15 protein-coding genes are annotated in these 15,152 nt (G+C 66.6%); 13 read left to right on the top strand and 2 right to left on the bottom strand.

The annotated features are described in order from the left end of the window. Positions 1–207: 207 nt before the first annotated feature. Entirely contained in the window at positions 208–885 is a 678-nt protein-coding gene (locus JO059_RS04320) for a hypothetical protein (protein WP_293314874.1), read from the top strand. Positions 886–892: 7 nt separating this feature from the next. Here the strand turns inward: JO059_RS04320 and JO059_RS04315 are convergent, their stop codons facing one another. Then, positions 893–1,339, bottom strand: coding sequence for a nitroreductase/quinone reductase family protein (locus tag JO059_RS04315; protein WP_293314873.1), 447 nt, complete (start codon positions 1,337–1,339; stop codon positions 893–895). A 118-nt stretch (positions 1,340–1,457) separates the two neighbouring features. Here JO059_RS04315 and JO059_RS04310 point away from each other — a divergent pair, with 118 nt between their 5' ends. The 3 genes from JO059_RS04310 to JO059_RS04300 all read left to right on the top strand — a co-directional run bounded on the left by JO059_RS04310 (position 1,458) and on the right by JO059_RS04300 (position 4,288). Then, positions 1,458–2,141: a TetR/AcrR family transcriptional regulator gene (locus JO059_RS04310; RefSeq protein ID WP_293314872.1), complete on the top strand. Its 684-nt coding sequence runs from the start codon at positions 1,458–1,460 to the stop codon at positions 2,139–2,141. Positions 2,142–2,256: 115 nt separating this feature from the next. Continuing rightward, the gene (locus JO059_RS04305) at positions 2,257–2,757 is read left to right on the top strand and encodes a VOC family protein (RefSeq protein ID WP_293314871.1); all 501 of its coding nucleotides are present in this window, start codon (positions 2,257–2,259) and stop codon (positions 2,755–2,757) included. Between the two features lie 49 nt (positions 2,758–2,806). Beyond that, the gene (locus JO059_RS04300; protein ID WP_293314870.1) at positions 2,807–4,288 is read left to right on the top strand and encodes an FAD-binding protein; all 1,482 of its coding nucleotides are present in this window, start codon (positions 2,807–2,809) and stop codon (positions 4,286–4,288) included. A 102-nt stretch (positions 4,289–4,390) separates the two neighbouring features. Here JO059_RS04300 and JO059_RS04295 read toward each other — a convergent pair whose 3' ends face one another. Next, positions 4,391–6,310 (bottom strand): ABC transporter ATP-binding protein/permease, encoded by a 1,920-nt coding sequence (locus JO059_RS04295; RefSeq protein WP_293314869.1) that lies wholly within the window; start codon positions 6,308–6,310, stop codon positions 4,391–4,393. 71 nt (positions 6,311–6,381) lie between these two features. Between JO059_RS04295 and JO059_RS04290 the strand changes: the two genes are divergently transcribed. From JO059_RS04290 to JO059_RS04250, 9 genes are all read left to right on the top strand, one after another. Next, positions 6,382–8,025, top strand: a complete 1,644-nt coding sequence (locus JO059_RS04290; protein ID WP_293314868.1) for an acetolactate synthase — start codon at positions 6,382–6,384, stop codon at positions 8,023–8,025. A gap of 64 nt (positions 8,026–8,089) precedes the next feature. Beyond that, positions 8,090–10,426 carry an accessory Sec system translocase SecA2 gene (secA2, locus tag JO059_RS04285; RefSeq protein ID WP_293314867.1) on the top strand — a complete coding sequence of 779 codons (2,337 nt, stop codon included), beginning with the start codon at positions 8,090–8,092 and terminating at the stop codon, positions 10,424–10,426. A 50-nt stretch (positions 10,427–10,476) separates the two neighbouring features. Continuing rightward, entirely contained in the window at positions 10,477–11,106 is a 630-nt protein-coding gene (locus tag JO059_RS04280; protein WP_293314866.1) for a CDP-alcohol phosphatidyltransferase family protein, read from the top strand. Continuing rightward, on the top strand, positions 11,099–12,022 hold the full coding sequence (locus JO059_RS04275) for a DUF881 domain-containing protein (protein WP_293314865.1): 924 nt from the start codon (positions 11,099–11,101) through the stop codon (positions 12,020–12,022). Before JO059_RS04280 ends, JO059_RS04275 begins: the two co-directional genes overlap by 8 nt. Positions 12,023–12,080: 58 nt before the next feature. Then, positions 12,081–12,413, top strand: coding sequence for a DUF1290 domain-containing protein (locus tag JO059_RS04270; RefSeq protein WP_067318747.1), 333 nt, complete (start codon positions 12,081–12,083; stop codon positions 12,411–12,413). A gap of 46 nt (positions 12,414–12,459) precedes the next feature. Next, positions 12,460–13,269, top strand: a complete 810-nt coding sequence (locus tag JO059_RS04265) for a DUF881 domain-containing protein (protein ID WP_293314864.1) — start codon at positions 12,460–12,462, stop codon at positions 13,267–13,269. A 25-nt stretch (positions 13,270–13,294) separates the two neighbouring features. After that, positions 13,295–13,693, top strand: coding sequence for a glycine cleavage system protein GcvH (gene gcvH, locus JO059_RS04260; RefSeq protein ID WP_293314863.1), 399 nt, complete (start codon positions 13,295–13,297; stop codon positions 13,691–13,693). A 202-nt stretch (positions 13,694–13,895) separates the two neighbouring features. Further along, positions 13,896–14,381: a glycogen accumulation regulator GarA gene (gene garA, locus JO059_RS04255; RefSeq protein ID WP_293314862.1), complete on the top strand. Its 486-nt coding sequence runs from the start codon at positions 13,896–13,898 to the stop codon at positions 14,379–14,381. Beyond that, positions 14,381–15,142 (top strand): MerR family transcriptional regulator, encoded by a 762-nt coding sequence (locus JO059_RS04250; protein ID WP_293314861.1) that lies wholly within the window; start codon positions 14,381–14,383, stop codon positions 15,140–15,142. The genes garA and JO059_RS04250 overlap by 1 nt, the downstream gene beginning before the upstream one ends. Positions 15,143–15,152: the final 10 nt, after the last annotated feature.

Below are 15,152 nucleotides of genomic sequence, written 5' to 3'. Positions count from 1 at the left end.
CGCGCCGCCTGCGCGATCGGCTGGGATACGTCTTTGGGCCGCCGGGCTGGGAACCGCGTGTCGCCGGCCACCCCGACGGCGCGGTGCCCGTGGCCACGTCACGGTAACGTCACATCGAGGTCGCGCGAAAGACTCAACGTCGGACGGGGTCAGCCCGTAATCTCAAGCTGCGGTCGGTTCTGCGCCGGCCTCGACGGATCGGAGCCCATGGTGCGCCGCCTCGCAATGCGCGCGTTCGCCGCGTCGGTTTCTGTCGCGGCACTCGCATCGTTGCTGCCAAACGCGCCGGCCAAAGCGGACCAGACGTTGGTTTTCCCGGGGATGGAAATCCACCAGGACAATCTCGTCTGCACCCTGGGCTACGTCGACCCGGCAATGAGAATCGCCTTCACCGCCGGCCACTGCCGGGGCGGGGGCCCCGTCTACGACAGGGAGCACAACGTCATCGGTCGGCTCGCGACATTTCGGGACAACACCCCCACCGGCACGACGGTGGCCACCGACCAGCTGATCTCCGATTACGAGGCGATCGTGCTGGACGACAGCGTCGCTGTGAGCAACATCCTGCCGGGCGGCCGTCGCCTCGAGTCGAACCCCAACGTGGCGCTTCAGGCCGGCCAGGCAGTTTGCCACTTCGGCGTCATCACCCGTGAAACGTGCGGAACCGTCGAAAGCGTCAACAACGGCTGGTTCACCATGTCGCACGGTGTCCAAAGCCAGAAGGGCGACTCCGGGGGACCGGTGTACCTGGCCACGGGTGGGGGCCCCGCGCAGATCGTCGGGATCTTCAACAGCATGTGGGGCGATCTTCCGGCGGCGGTGTCGTGGCGGGCCACCTCCGACCAGGTCCGGCAAGATCTCGGAGTGGCCTCCAACCCTCGTTGAGCTCCGCTCAGCGCGACGGCGACAGCTTGAACACCGGGATGGTGGGTGCGACGGCCAGCAGCTGCTCGTCGGTGGAATCCGGTGTCAACCCCCCGACATAACCCTTGACCTGCCAGTACCACCTGGCCAGATAGCGGCGCAGCAGTTCGGGTTTGGCGGCGTCGGCGACCTCGCTGGCGCGAAGGCTGCGTCGGCGCCACCGCGGGCCTACCTCGACGACCGCGGCGGCCCTGACGTTGCGCGCCCACTGGGTGTTGCCCCGCGGTGAGACCAGATAGTCCACGCCGTCGACCGTCAGCAGGTTGATGACCACCGCACGCTGTTTGCCCGACTTGCGGCCGCGGACATGCAGCGCCCTGGTGCCCGCGAAGCTGATCCCCAGCTCGGCCAGCCAGCGGATGACCGCATTGCCGGCCCGGGCGATGCGGTTTGGTTCCTGGTAGCGCGTGGTCATGCTGCGTCCTCTCGAATGGCGCCGCCCGTTTGAGAGCGGCGCTCTCGTCGAGCGACACATTGCCAGGGACCGGACCAAAAAGCAAGAGCGGTGATCTCGGTTATGCCAGACTGGCGACGTGGGCAAACGGCGGGAATCGCGTGAGCAGATCGAGGCGCAAATCGTCGAGCTCGGTCGTCGCCAGCTGGTGGACCGCGGAGCCGCCGGGCTTTCGCTGCGTGCGATAGCCCGCGACCTGGGCGTGGTGTCTTCGGCGGTGTACCGGTACGTGTCCAGCCGCGACGAATTGCTGACCTTGCTGCTTGTCGACGCCTACTCCGACCTGGCGGACTGCGTGGACCGTGCCCGCGAGGCCGTGGGCGACCTGTGGAGCGACGACGTCATCGCCATCGCGCTGGCCGCCCGGCAATGGGCCGTCGCCCATCCGGCCCGGTGGGCCCTGCTGTACGGCAGCCCCGTCCCCGGATACCACGCGCCGGCGCAACGGACGGTCCCCGCCAGTGCCCGGGTCGCGGGGGCGTTCTTCGACGCCGTGGCGGCCGGGATCACCACCGGAGACATCATGCTGACGAACGATGTTGCCCCGCAACCCATGTCGTCAGACTTCGAACGTATTCGGCAGGAATTCGGCTTTCCCGCTGACGATCGGGTGGTCTCGAAGTGTTTGCTGCTGTGGGCGGCCGTGGTGGGCGCCATCAGCCTCGAGGTGTACGGGCAGTATGGCGCCGATACTCTCACCGACGCCGCGGCGCTGTTCGAAACCCAGGTTCGGCTGTTGGTCGACGTGCTCACCCGGCACTGAATATCCGGGAACTAGAACGTGTTCATCCGGCTTCTCGCGGGCCGACGTGGCACTTTGTGGCAAACGCGCGGCGGCCCTTTCTGGCGGCCCGCCGACTGGGCTATCCTGCGAGGCGATGACCCTTCCCGTTCAGTCGCCGACGCAGATCGCGTGGGTTACCCCGGACCTGGATGCCACAGAAACGGCGCTCACCGGGTTGTTAGGCGTTCGCAAGTGGGTGCGCATTCCGGATGTGCACTTTGCTCCGGACGCCTGCAGCTACCTTGGCAAGCCCGCCGATTTCGTCGCCAGCATCTCCCTGAGCTATCTCGGCGACATGCAGCTGGAGTTGGTCGCACCGGTGCGCGGAGAGAACATCTATAGTGACTTTCTGCGGGACTCCGGGCCCGGGCTGCACCACATCTGCATCGAGGCTCGGGACCCCGGGGAATTGGAGGCGGCGTTGTCCGATGCCGCCAGCCGTGGCGCCGCCGTCGTTCAACGGGGCGTAATGCCCGGTGGGCTGCAGTTCGCCTATGTCTCGGCGGCGAAGGCGGGGGTGCCGTTCGTGGAGATCGCCTACGTCCCCGCGGAGATAAGGGCGTTCTACGACTACGTCAAACAGGAGCAGCGGTGAGCCCCGCCACCGACGATGCAGCGCACAGCGGTGAAGAGGAGTGGCGCCAATGAGCAGCGAGATACCCGCAACGGTCAATGCGGATACGGTGGCAGCCTGGTCGGATGACGTCGACGTGGTAGTGATCGGTTTCGGCATCGGCGGTGGATGCGCCGCCGTCAGCGCGGCGGCCAGCGGTGCGCGGGTCCTGGTTCTCGAGCGTGCCGCCGCGGCTGGTGGCACCACATCCCTTGCCGGAGGGCACTTTTACCTTGGCGGCGGCACCGCGGTCCAGCAGGCGACCGGTCATCCCGATTCGCCGGAGGAGATGTACAAGTACCTGGTTGCGGTGTCGCGCCAACCGGAACACGACAAGATTCGCGCGTACTGCGAGGGCAGCGTCGAGCACTTTAACTGGTTGGAGGACTTGGGTTTTCAGTTTGAGCGGAGCTTTTTTCCCGACAAGGCCGTGATTCAGCCCAACACCGAAGGGTTGATGTTCACGGGGAACGAGAAGGTGTGGCCCTTCTTGGAGAAGGCGGTGCCCGCCCCGCGCGGTCACAAGGTGCCCGTGCCCGGCGACACCGGCGGCGCCAGCATGGTGATCGACCTGCTCCTCAAGCGGGCAGCCGAACTCGGCGTGCAGATTCGGTACGAGACGGGCGCCACGCAACTCGTCGTGGATGGTTCGGGCCCCGGATCTCGTGTGACCGGCGTGATGTGGAAGCGCTTCGCCGAAACCGGTGCGATCAAGGCGAAGTCGGTCATCATCGCGGCCGGGGGATTCGTGATGAATCCGGAGATGGTCGCCGAGTACACGCCGAAACTGGCCGAAAAGCCGTTCGTGCTGGGGAACACGTACGACGACGGCCTGGGCATCCGGATGGGCGTATCGGCCGGAGGCGCAACCCGGCACATGGATCAGATCTTCATCACGGCTCCGCCGTACCCGCCGTCCATCCTGCTCACCGGGATCATCGTGAACAAGCTCGGCCAGCGGTTCGTGGCCGAGGACTCCTACCATTCCAGGACCGCAGGGTTCATCATGGATCAGCCTGACAGCGCGGCCTATTTGATCGTCGACGAGGCTCATCTCGAGCACCCCAAGATGCCGCTGGTTCCGCTGATCGACGGGTGGGAAACCGTTGGCGAAATGGAAGCCGCGCTCGGCATCCCGGAGGGGAACCTGGTCGCAACGCTGGACCAGTACAACACCTATGCCGCGCGCGGCGAGGACCCCGATTTCCACAAGCAGCCGGAATTCCTTGCGCCGCAGGACAAAGGCCCCTGGGGCGCGTTCGACATGTCGCTCGGCAAGGCGATGTACGCCGGATTCACCGTCGGTGGGCTGGCCACGTCGGTGGACGGCCAGGTGCTGCGCGCAGACGACACGGTGGTACCCGGCCTGTACGCGGTGGGGGCGTGCGCCTCGAACATCGCGCAGGACGGCAAGGGCTACGCGAGTGGCACGCAGCTGGGTGAAGGCTCGTTCTTCGGGCGCCGCGCCGGAGCGCACGCGGCGCGTAGCGCCGTAGGCGCGCAGGCGCGTTGACTCGCCGAGCCTGTAAATGCGCAGGGAAGGTGCGAGTAGCGGCCTGCAAATCTACAGTTTCGACGCCACCACGCCGACGATCGCTCGGCCCCGCCGGGCCCGCTAGACCCCTGCGGGTTCCTTCTCCACCGGACCCAGCCGCCATTCGCCGCCGCCCAGCAAGTGCAGCTGCTGGGCGTGGTGTTGCTCGACGGTGGGCCGATGGCTGACGCTGACCAAGACGGTGTCCGGTAACTCGGTGCGCACCAGCTGGTAAAGCGCGAACTCCAGTCCCTCGTCGAGCGCGGACGTGGCCTCATCGAGAAATACGGCCTTCGGCTTGGTCAGCAGGATGCGGGCGAAGGCCACGCGCTGCTGCTCACCGGGGGACAGCACCTTGGCCCAGTCCTTTTCGTCGTCGAGACGGACCGCCAGCGGCGCCAACGCCACCTTGGTCAGGACGTCGTGCAGCTCTTCATCTGAGACGTTGCCCGGCTCGTTCGGGTAGCACACGACCGTGCGCAGGCTTCCGAGCGGGACATAGGGCAGCTGTGAGAGGAACATCGTCGCGTTGTCACCGTCGGGGCGACACAGCGTCCCCGAGGCATAGGGCCACAACTCGGCCAGGCTGCGCAGCAGCGTGGTCTTCCCGGCGCCCGAGCGCCCCGTGATCACCAGCGATCCGCCGTCGTCGAGCTGCACATCGAGCGGGTCGATCAGTTGGTCCCCGGCCGGCGTGCGCACCTCGACGCCACGGAGTTCGACGGTGGCCTCATCGCTGGGCTTGACCAGAATCGTCGGCAGTGCGCGGCCCCTGCTATTGGCGTCGACGAGGCCGTGCAACCGGATGATCGCCGCGCGGTAGGCCGCAAACGCGTCATAGTTGTTGCGGAAGAACGACAGCGAGTCCTGAATATTGCCGAACGCTGTCGCGCTCTGGCCGACATCGCCGAAATCGATCTTGCCGGCAAAAAGCCGTGGCGCCTGAATCACCCAAGGCAACGGAACTATTACCTGCGACATCGACCAGTTCCACCCGTTGAAAATGATTGTGCGGCGCACGAATTTGCGGTAATTCGCGATGATCGGCGTGAAGCGCCGCCACAGCTGCGCCCGCTCGACCCGCTCGCCCCGGTAGAAGCCGACCGCCTCGGCGGCGTCACGCAATCGCACCAGGGCATAACGGAACGCGGCGTTAAGCTTCTCGTTGTTGAAGCTCAGCCAAATCAACGGACGGCCCAGCCAGATCGCGACCACCGTTGCTATCAGCACATAGACGAGAACAGTGAAGAACATCACGCGCGGCAACTCGAAGCCGAAGAGGTTAAGGTTCCCCGACAAGTTCCACAGAATGGCCGCGAACGAGATCACCGAGGCAACCGCATTGACGGCCCCGAATAGCAAGGTGTTGCCCGTCCCGTTGGACGGAATGTTCGGGGTGCTACCGGCATTGGCGGTGAAGATGTCGATGTCCTGCTGGATGCGCTGGTCGGGGTTGTCGATGGTGTTGTCGATGAACAGGTCCCGGTAATAGGCCTTGCCGTCCAGCCAGTCATCGGTTAGGTGAGCGGTCAGCCACATGCGCCAGGCGATGACGAAGCGCTGCGTCAGATAGATATCGATCATGAAGCGGACCACATAGATGGCCGCCAGCACGCTGAAAATTGCGATCGACATCCAAAAGCCGTGTATCCCAGACTGTTTGATGCCATCGTTGCCGGCCGCGACGCCCTGGACGGCTTTCTGTACCGCCGTGTACAGGTCATTGCCCTGGTAGCTCAGCAGGACGGTGAGGCGCACCGCGAGCAGCACGGACAGCAACAGCACACCGAGCCACACCCACACCTTGACGCTCGAGCGACCCACGAAATAGCCGCGGGTGATGCGCCAGAACTGGCGGCCCCACGGCGTCAGATACCTGAACGCGAGAAGCACGAGCAGCAGACACACCGCGGCGATCGCCCAGGCTATGGCGAGCCACCGCAACGAATCGGTGAACGCCGCCGACCAGTCGATCGACGGCTTGAACGGCGTGGGGCCCAACTTCGCGTCTCCTTCTACAAGGGGGTGCTTCCCCGCGAAGGTACCCGAGCACCTATCGATAGGCTTTTTGGATGAGCATCGACGCTCCGTCCAACCAGACCGTGCACGCCGGCCGGCTCATCGCGCGCCGCCTGAAGGCCAGCGGCGTCGACACCGTCTTCACGCTGTCGGGCGGCCATCTGTTTTCCATCTACGACGGTTGCCGCGACGAGGACATCCGGTTGATCGACACCCGGCACGAGCAGACCGCGACGTTTGCCGCCGAGGGCTGGTCGAAGGTGACCCGAGTGCCGGGCGTGGCCGCGCTCACCGCGGGCCCCGGCGTCACCAACGGGATGAGCGCGATGGCGGCCGCGCAGCAAAACCAGTCGCCCCTGGTCGTTCTCGGCGGGCGGGCCCCGGCGGCGCGCTGGGGGATGGGCTCGTTGCAGGAGATCGACCACGTGCCGTTTGTGGCTCCACTGGCCCGATTCGCCGCCACCGCGCAGTCGGCCGAGGACGCCGGCCGGCTGGTCGACGAGGCATTACGGGCGGCCGTCGGCGCGCCATCGGGGGTGGGATTCGTCGACTTCCCGATGGACCACGTCTTCTCGATGTCAGGCGATGACGGACGCCCCGGCGCCTTGACGGATTTCCCACCGAAACCCATTCCCGACGGCGCCGCGCTCGACCGCGCCGCCGGCCTGTTGTCCGCGGCCCAGCGCCCGGTCATCATGGCCGGCACCAACATTTGGTGGGGGCACGCCGAGGCGGCTCTGCTGCGGCTGGCCGAAGAACTTCAGATTCCCGTGCTGATGAATGGGATGGCCCGCGGTGCGGTGCCCGCCGACCACCCGTTGGCGTTTTCCCGGGCGCGCGGGAAAGCGCTGGGTGCGGCCGACGTCGCGCTGGTCGTCGGCGTGCCGATGGATTTCCGGCTCGGCTTCGGCAACGTTTTCGGACCCGAGACCCAGCTCATCGTCGCCGACCGTGCCCAACCCGACAGCGAGCATCCGCGTCCCATAGTGGCCGGGCTTTACGGCGACCTCACCTCAACCCTTTCCGCCTTGGCCGAAGCGGGCACCATCGGCCATCGGGACTGGCTCGCCGAGCTGCGCACGGCCGAGGCCGCCGCGCGGGAGGGCGAAAGCGCCGATCTCGCCGATGACCGGAGCCCGCTGCACCCAATGCGGGTATACGCGGAGCTGGCGCCGATGCTGGACCGCGATGCCATCGTCGTCATCGATGCTGGCGACTTCGGGTCGTACGCCGGCCGGGTGATCGACAGCTTCCTTCCGGGCTGCTGGCTCGACAGCGGCCCGTTCGGCTGTCTCGGTTCCGGTCCCGGGTATGCCCTGGCCGCTAAGGTGGCCCGGCCGGATCGCCAGGTCGTGTTGCTGCAGGGCGACGGCGCGTTCGGATTCAGCGGCATGGAATGGGACACCTTGGTGCGCCACAACGTCCCGGTCGTGTCGGTGATCGGAAACAACGGGATCTGGGCTCTGGAAAAGCACCCGATGGAGGCGCTGTACGGCTACTCGGTGGTGGCCGAGTTGCGTCCGGGCACTCGCTATGACGAGGTGGTGCGCGCCCTCGGCGGACACGGTGAACTCGTGAGCGCGCCCGGCGAGCTGCGGCCGGCGCTGGAACGTGCGTTCACCAGCGGCCTGCCCGCCGTGGTCAACGTGCTCACCGATCCGAGCATCGCCTATCCGCGTCGATCCAACCTGGCCTGAGCCGGGCGGCGCCAGGCGTGTTACATGCAGACACGCGAGTCGGCCCGTCGCGTACCGTTGACCTGTGCAAAAGACCACCCGCGCGCAACCAGGTAGCCTGAGCAGCCGATTCTGGCGACTGCTCGGCGCCAGCACCGAAAAGGACCGTAGTCGTTCGATGGCCCAGGTGACGGCCTCGGAGGACTACGACAAGGAAGCCGCCGACCTCACTGACGAAAAGCTGCGCAAGGCAACGAGTCTGCTGAAGCTCGACGATCTCGCGGACTCCGACGACATACCCCAGTTCCTCGCGATCACACGGGAAGCGGCCGAACGGAAGACGGGGCTGCGGCCATTCAACGTCCAATTGCTGGGCGCGCTGCGCATGCTCGCCGGCGACGTGATCGAGATGGCGACGGGTGAGGGCAAAACCCTCGCCGGTGCGATCGCCGCGGCCGGATACGCCCTCGCCGGGCGGCACGTGCACGTGGTGACCATCAACGATTACCTGGCCCGCCGCGACGCGGAGTGGATGGGCCCGCTGCTGGAGGCCCTGGGGCTGACGGTCGGCTGGATCACCGCCGAATCGACGAGCGAGGAGCGCCGGGCCGCCTACGGCTGCGACGTCACGTACGCCTCAGTGAACGAGATCGGCTTCGATGTCCTGCGCGACCAGCTGGTGACCGACGTCGACGACCTGGTGTCACCCAATCCCGACGTGGCCCTCATCGACGAGGCCGACTCGGTGCTGGTGGACGAGGCGCTCGTCCCGCTGGTACTGGCCGGGACCACGCACCGCGAAACGCCGCGTCAGGAGATCATCAAGCTGGTCGGCGAGCTGGTCGCGGACAAGGACGCCGCCGAGTACTTCGCCACCGACTCCGACAACCGCAACGTGCACCTGACCGATGCGGGCGCGCGCAGACTCGAGAAGGCGCTCGGCGGCATTGACCTGTACTCCGAGGAGCACGTCGGCACCACGCTCACCGAGGTCAACGTCGCGCTGCACGCGCACGTCCTCCTGCAGCGCGATGTGCACTACATCGTGCGCGATGATGCGGTGCACCTGATCAACGCGGCGCGCGGCCGCATCGCGCAGCTGCAGCGCTGGCCAGACGGGCTGCAAGCCGCCGTCGAGGCCAAGGAGGGCATCGAGACCACCGAGACGGGCGAGGTGCTCGACACCATCACGGTGCAGGCGCTCATCAACCGCTATGCGACCGTGTGCGGCATGACCGGCACCGCGCTGGCCGCCGGGGAGCAACTGCGCCAGTTCTACAAGCTCGGGGTGTCGCCGATTCCCCCGAACGAGCCCAACATTCGCGATGACGAGCCCGACCGGGTCTACATCACCGCCGCCGCCAAGAACGACGCCATCGTCGCCCACATCGTCGAGGTCCACGAGACGGGGCAACCGGTGCTGGTGGGCACCCGTGACGTGGCCGAATCCGAGGAGTTGCACGAGCGGCTGCTGCGCCGCGGCGTCCCCGCGGTGGTGCTCAACGCCAAGAACGACGCCGAGGAGGCGAAGGTGATCGCCGAGGCCGGCGAGTTCGGCACGGTCACCGTGTCCACACAGATGGCCGGGCGCGGCACCGACATCAGGCTCGGCGGATCCGACGAAGCCGACCACGACCGGGTGGCCGAACTGGGCGGCCTGCACGTGGTCGGCACGGGGCGGCATCACACGGAACGGCTCGACAACCAGCTGCGTGGCCGCGCCGGACGCCAGGGCGACCCGGGGTCATCGGTGTTCTTTTCCAGCTGGGAAGACGACGTCGTCGAGGCCAACCTCGACCGCAACAAGCTGCCCATGCAGACCGACGAGGAGGGCCGGATCGTCAGCCCCAAGGCGGCCGGGTTGCTCGATCACGCTCAGCGCGTCGCCGAGGGCCGGATGCTGGACGTGCACGCGAACACCTGGCGCTACAACCAGCTGATCGCCCAGCAGCGCGCCATCATCGTCGATCGGCGAAACACGTTGCTGCGCACGGCAACCGCGCGCGAGGAACTTGCCGAGCTGGCGCCGGATCGGTACGAGGAGCTGGCCGAGGAAATATCGGAAGAACGCCTCGAGAAGATCTGCCGGCTGATCATGCTGTATCACCTGGACCGCGGCTGGGCCGACCATCTGGCGTACCTCGCCGACATCCGCGAAAGCATTCATCTGCGTGCGCTCGGCCGGCAAAATCCGCTCGACGAGTTCCACCGCCTGGCGGTCGACGCGTTCGCGTCGCTTGCCGCCGACGCGATCGAGGCGGCTCAACAGACCTTCGAAACCGCCAATGTGCTCGAAGAAGAGCCGGGGCTGGATCTGTCCAAGCTGGCACGACCAACGTCGACCTGGACCTACATGGTCAATGACAACCCGCTGTCCGACGACACGCTCTCGACCCTGAGCCTGCCCGGAGTGTTTCGCTAGGCGAGGTCCGCGCTGCAAACCTCACGGTTGCCGAGTTAAGGTCACGGCTCATGGAGCCGGTGCTTCCGCCCGACCGGGTGCTGACGGTCCCCAACGTCCTGAGCGCCATCCGCCTGGTGCTCATCCCCGTGTTCGTCTACGTTCTGCTGTGCGCGCACGCCAACGGGTGGGCGGTGGCGATCTTGATGTTCAGCGGCGCCTCGGACTGGGCTGACGGCAAGATCGCGCGGACGCTCAATCAGTCTTCGCGGCTGGGCGCACTGCTGGACCCCGCCGTCGACCGGCTTTACATGATCACCGTGCCGGTGGTGATGGCGATCGACGGAATCGTCCCGTGGTGGTTCGTCATCACGCTGCTGGCGCGCGACGGACTGCTGGCTGCCACGCTGCCGCTGCTTCGCAGTCGCGGATTGTCAGCGTTACCGGTGACCTATGTGGGTAAGGGTGCGACCTTCGCCTTGATGTCCGGCTTCCCGCTGGTCTTGCTGGGAACGGGGGGAGCGGCGTGGAGCCGCGTCCTGCGAGCATGCGGCTGGGGTTTCTTGGGCTGGGGCCTGTATCTGTACTTGTGGGCGTTCGTGCTCTATGTGGTGCAGGTGATCCTGGTCGTGCGCCGAATGCCCAAGCTGAGCGATGTCGACCGTCGGCCCGTCGTAGGCAAAGCAGGTGAGCATGGCTGACGCTGACCGCTTGCTGGGCGGCTACGACCCCAACGCCGGCCGCAGCGCCCACGTGGCGGAAAGTCCCAAGCTGATCCCGGTGCCCTCGCTGTTGCGTGCTTTGCTCTCGGAGCAGCTGGACCCCGGCTATGCCGCGGCGGCCGCCAAACGTGCCGACTCCGCCGCCTCGCAGAGTGCCCCACACCGCGCCTTCGGCTGGCTTTGGCAGTCCCTGGCGGCGCTGCTCATCGCCGCGGTATTTGCCGCTGCCGTCGCGCAGGCCCGCTCGGTCGCACCCGGCGTGCGCACCGCGCAGCAGCTGCTGGTGCAAAACGTGCGTTCGACCGAAGCCGATGCGGGCAAGTTGGGTCAGCAGCGCGGCGTGTTGTCGGCTCAAGTCGACGAGGTACAGCGACGCGCGCTGGCGGACAACGCCGCGGGGCAGCGGCTGCTGACCCGTCTCGACGCGCTGAGCCTGGCCGCGGCAAGTACACCGGTCACTGGTCCCGGCCTGACGGTCACCATCACGGATCCCGGCGTCAGTCCGAACCTGTCCGACGTGTCCAAGCAGCGCATCAACGACAGCAGGCAGATCATCCTGGACCGTGATCTGCAACTGGTGGTGAACTCGCTGTGGGCCAGTGGCGCGGAAGCCATCTCGGTGAGTGGTGTCCGCATTGGGCCGAACGTCACCATTCGGCAGGCCGGCGGCGCGATCCTGGTCGACAACAGCCCCGCAGGCAGCCCCTACTCGATCCTCGCGGTGGGGCCACCCCACGCGATGCGAGACGTCTTCGATCACAGCCCGGGCCTGCAACGTCTCAGGCTGCTCCAGACCTCCTACGGTGTGGCCGTCAGTGTCGACGTCACCGACCGTCTCTCGCTGCCTGCCGGATCGATCCGGAATGTCAGGTTCGCCAAACAGATTGGGCCGTAGTGACGACACGTTTCGTGAGACCGATCGCCCGACTAGGGCTGCCAAGGGGATACCGACCATGATCGGTATCGCGGCGCTTGCGGTCGGCATCGTGCTGGGCCTGGTGTTTCACCCAGCCGTCCCCGAAGTCATCCAGCCCTATCTGCCGATCGCGGTGGTGGCGGCGCTGGATGCGGTATTCGGCGGTCTGCGTGCATATCTCGAACGGATCTTTGACCCGAAGGTGTTCGTGGTCTCGTTCGTGTTCAACGTGTTCGTCGCAGCGCTGATCGTCTATGTCGGCGATCAACTGGGCGTCGGCACGCAGTTGTCCACCGCCATCATCGTCGTGCTGGGAATCCGGATCTTCGGCAACGCCGCCGCCCTGCGGCGCCGGCTGTTCGGGGCGTGACCGCGATGACGACGATGGGCGGCGCGGCGGCGGGGATGGGGTCAGCATGAGCCAGGACCCGCAGGACGGCGCGCAGCACGGCCGGCACGAATTGCCGACCGACAGCCCACGCCCCGAAATCGGGTCGGTGCACCGAACGGGGTTGTCCGCACTGCTGCGAGCGGGCCGCTCCCGGCTGGTCTTCGGAACGTTGGCCGTCCTGTTGTGCGTGGTCCTCGGGGTCGCCATCGTCACTCAGGTTCGTCAGACCAAGTCCGGTGACTCACTGGATACCGCGCGTCCGGCAGATCTGTTGGTGCTCTTGGATTCGTTGCGGCAGCGTGAGGCCACACTCAACACGGAGGTGAGCGACCTGCAACGCACACTCACTTCGTTGCAGGCCTCCGGCAACACCGATCAGGCCGCCATCCAGAGTGCGCAGGCGAGGCTGGCCGCCTTATCCATTCTGGTCGGCGCCGTGGGTGCCACCGGGCCGGGCGTCACCCTGACGATCGAGGACCCGGGACCCGGGGTGTCCCCGGAGGCGATGTTGGACGTGATCAACGAGTTGCGGGCCGCCGGCGCCGAGGCGATCGAGGTCAACGACGCGCACCAGTCCGTGCGGGTGGGTGTCGACACCTGGATAGTCGGCGCGCCGGGGTCGCTGATCATGGACACCAAGACGCTGTCGCCGCCGTATTCGGTTCTGGCGATTGGCGATCCGCCCACCCTGGCGGCGGCCATGAACATCCCCGGCGGCGCGGAGGACACCATCAAACGCGTCGGCGCCCGGATGGCGGTACAGCAGGGCGACCGTGTGGACGTGGCCACCTTGCGGCAACCAAAACCGCACCAATACGCTCAGCCCGTCAAGTGAGCACCGGACCAGAACAGGATTACCCGTGAGCGATATCCCGGCCGATCTGCGCTACACCGCCGAACACGAGTGGGTTCGACGAAGCGGCGACGACACCGTGCGCGTCGGCATCACCGATTTCGCACAGTCGGCGCTCGGCGACGTCGTGTTCGTTCAGCTGCCCGACGTGGGTAGCGAGCTGACCGCGGGAGAATCGTTCGGCGAGGTGGAATCGACCAAATCGGTGTCTGACCTGTTTGCACCGGTCTCGGGCACGGTAGTGGCGGTCAACGGCGATCTTGAAGGCGGTCCGCAGCTGGTCAACTCCGACCCGTATGGGTCGGGCTGGCTGTTGGACCTCCGGGTTCCGGACGTCGCCGAGCTGGAGACATCCCTTTCGGCGCTGTTGGATGCCGAGGCCTACCGCGGAACCCTGACCGAATGACGATTGCTAATCTGCCTGCCAGCCGCGCAGCGATACGGGCGCGGCCGGGACCGTGGCTCGCCAACCGGGCACACCAACCTCAGGTGTTGGGCGCATTGCGGACCAGTGCGCGGTAACGTCGACACATCAGGATGAGAAAGTAGTAATCACCAGCGGCCGAGCGGCCCGGTCAGACGCCACAGCGGCCAGTGAGGAGCAGCGCGTGACGGACATGGACTCAGGACGAAAGCAAGACCAGACCTCCGACGAAGTCACCGTGGAGACGACCTCTGTCTTCCGTGCCGACTTCCTCAACGAACTGGACGCGCCCGCCCAGGCGGGCGCCGAGAGCGCGGTGTCGGGGGTCGAAGGGCTCCCGGCCGGCTCGGCGTTGCTGGTCGTCAAACGCGGACCCAACGCGGGATCGCGATTCCTGCTCGACCAACCCATCACGTCTGCCGGCCGGCATCCCGACAGCGACATCTTCCTCGACGACGTCACGGTCAGCCGTCGCCACGCCGAATTCCGATTGGAAAGCAACGAATTCCACGTCGTCGACGTCGGCAGCCTCAACGGCACCTACGTCAACCGGGAGCCGGTGGATTCGGCGGTACTCGCCAACGGCGACGAGGTACAGATCGGCAAGTTCCGCTTGGTGTTCCTGACCGGGCCCAAGCAGGGTGACGACGACGGAGGATCTTCAGGCTAGTGAGCGCGCCCGATAGCCCGGCGCTCGCCGGGATGTCGATCGGGGCGGTCCTGGACCTACTGAGGCCGGATTTTCCCGATGTCACAATTTCCAAGATTCGTTTCTTGGAAGCTGAGGGACTGGTGACGCCGCGGCGGGCTGCGTCGGGATATCGCAGGTTCACTGCCTACGACTGCGCCCGGTTGCGGTTCATCCTCACCGCCCAGCGCGATCATTACCTACCGCTGAAGGTGATCAGGGCTCAGCTGGACGCCCAACCCGACGGCGAGCTTCCGCCGATCGGATCGCCCTACGGTATACGGCGATTGGTGCCAGTGACGTCCGGCGGTAAGGGGGGCGTAGCCACTGGGCCCGGGTCCGGCGCCGGAGCGGCCGCCGTGGCGCCCACCCGTGTCCGGTTGAGCCGGGAAGACCTGCTGGAGCGCTCCGGCGTGGACGACCAGCTGCTGTCGGCTCTGCTCAAAGCCGGGGTGGTGACCACCGGGCAAGGCGGGTTCTTCGACGAGGACACCGTGGTGATTCTCCAATGCGCACGGGCGCTGGCCGAATACGGCGTCGAGCCGCGGCATCTGCGAGCCTTCCGGTCAGCGGCGGACAGGCAATCGGATCTGATCGCCCAGATCGCCGGGCCCGTAGTCAAAGCCGGCAAGGCCGGCGCCCGGGATCGCGCGGATGACCTGGCGCGGGAGGTGGCCGCGCTCGCCATCACGCTGCACACGTCGTTGCTCAACTCCGCCGTTCGCGACGTTCTTCATCGCTGAGGATTAGACT

The sequence above is a fragment of the Mycobacterium sp. genome, assembly GCF_019247615.1.
Taxonomy (GTDB): Bacteria; Actinomycetota; Actinomycetes; order Mycobacteriales; family Mycobacteriaceae; genus Mycobacterium.
This window is presented reverse-complemented; position numbering and strand designations above follow the sequence as displayed.